The organism is Ensifer sp. (assembly GCF_035999185.1).
Taxonomy (GTDB): Bacteria; Pseudomonadota; Alphaproteobacteria; order Rhizobiales; family Rhizobiaceae; genus Ensifer.
Genome location: NZ_DASYHB010000176.1, coordinates 1 through 1,575 on the forward strand (window position 1 = coordinate 1; position 1,575 = coordinate 1,575).

2 protein-coding genes are annotated in these 1,575 nt (G+C 59.5%); one reads left to right on the forward strand and one right to left on the reverse strand.

The annotated features are described in order from the left end of the window. The first annotated feature begins 64 nt into the window (after positions 1 to 64). Positions 65 to 331, forward strand: coding sequence for a hypothetical protein (locus tag VGO04_RS24020; protein ID WP_327498476.1), 267 nt, complete (start codon positions 65 to 67; stop codon positions 329 to 331). 78 nt (positions 332 to 409) lie between these two features. Here the strand turns inward: VGO04_RS24020 and VGO04_RS24025 are convergent, their stop codons facing one another. Then, positions 410 to 1,300 carry a branched-chain amino acid aminotransferase gene (locus VGO04_RS24025; RefSeq protein ID WP_327498475.1) on the reverse strand — a complete coding sequence of 297 codons (891 nt, stop codon included), beginning with the start codon at positions 1,298 to 1,300 and terminating at the stop codon, positions 410 to 412. Positions 1,301 to 1,575: the final 275 nt, after the last annotated feature.

The following is a 1,575-nucleotide window of genomic DNA, read 5'->3' on the forward strand; positions in this document are numbered from 1 at the left end:
TGTTCAAGCCGGATCATCGGCTTTTAGTGGCCCGTCCACGACGAGCCACGACACGGAGGGATCAATGGAAGCATTAATGCCTATCATTACCCAATTGATCGCGGGGGCGGCCGGCGGCAACGCGGCCAGCGCAGTGTTGAAGCAGCAGGCTTTCGGTGTCGTCGCACGGACCATCGTCGGCGCGATCGGCGGCCTGGGCGGCGGGTTCCTCATTCAGATGCTGGGCGGTGAAGCAGCCGCGACCGGCCTTGCCATGCAAGCCATCGGCAGCCTCGTCGGCGGCGGTGTGCTGAGCGGGATAGTCGGGCAGTTCTTGGGGAAGACCGCCTGACCGTGCGATCAAATCCGTAGCAAGACAAAAGGCGGCCCAGGGCCGCCTTTTCTGCTTTCAGGATCCGCCGGGAGAGCTCTATTCAGCTGCGGCAGCGACCGGATAGACTTCCTTCATGTAGTCGTTCATCAGCGTTTCGCAGATCGTCGCCGGCGTGAAGCGGTATGGGCCGATTTCCGACACCGGCGTCACCTCGGCGGCCGAGCCGGTGAGGAAGCACTCGCTGAAGCCGGAAAGTTCCTCCGGCATGATCGCCCGCTCGACCACTTCATAGCCGCGGCGCTTGGCAAGCGCGATGACCGTGCGGCGGGTAATGCCGTCGAGGAAGCAATCCGGCACCGGCGTGTGGATGACGCCATCCTTGACGAAGAAGATGTTGGCGCCGGTCGCTTCGGCAACGCGGCCGCGATAGTCGAGCATCATCGCATCCGCATAGCCCTTGGCTTCGGCCGCATGCTTGGAGATGGTGCAGATCATGTAGAGACCGGCCGCCTTCGATTTGGAAGGTGCCGTCTGCGGATCCGGGCGGCGATACTCGGCGATGTCGAGACGAATGCCCTTCAGCTTCTCCGCCGGGTTGAAATAGCTGCCCCACTGCCAGATGGCGATGGCGACATTGATGCGGTTGTTCTGCGCCGAAACGCCCATCATCTCGCTGCCGCGCCAGGCGATCGGCCGAACGTAGGCTTCCGAGAAGCCCTGCCGTTTCAGCAACTCGACGCTGGCGGCATCCAGTTCCTCGACCGAATAGGGAATCTTGAAGCCGAGGATGTCGGCGGACTGGTGCAGGCGCTGATTGTGTTCGGTCAGCTTGAAGATGCGCCCGCCATAGGCGCGCTCGCCCTCGAATACGGCGCTCGCATAGTGCAGGCCGTGGGTCAGCACATGCACCTTGGCATCCTTCCACGCGACGAACTCGCCGTTGAACCAGATTTCTCCGTCCAACTGATCAAAAGGAACCGCTGCCATGGTGTCATCCTCCGGCGCATCCACGCCATTCTTGTTGATTATCGTCTCGCTTTCAGTCTATCGGCAAACTGATTGAGCGAAAATTCAATTTCGTGATTTTGGATTTGCGATCGGAACGGCGCAGCATATCTTTCGAAGGTGTTGCCAACGCCAAATGTCTCGCTTACCGAGCATGAACGCTAATGCTATGGTAAAAATATGTCAACAAAGCTGACATATTTTTTCGAATGTTTCGCAAGCTGCAATCTGGCTGAAAGGAAATGACCGCGTGGCCG

What these genes read in the sequence shown, in the direction of transcription:
- VGO04_RS24020 (WP_327498476.1), top strand. Translation starts at nt 65, where the DNA reads ATGGAAGCATTAATGCCTATCATTACCCAATTGATCGCGGGGGCGGCC.
- VGO04_RS24025 (WP_327498475.1), bottom strand. Translation starts at nt 1,300, where the DNA reads ATGGCAGCGGTTCCTTTTGATCAGTTGGACGGAGAAATCTGGTTCAAC.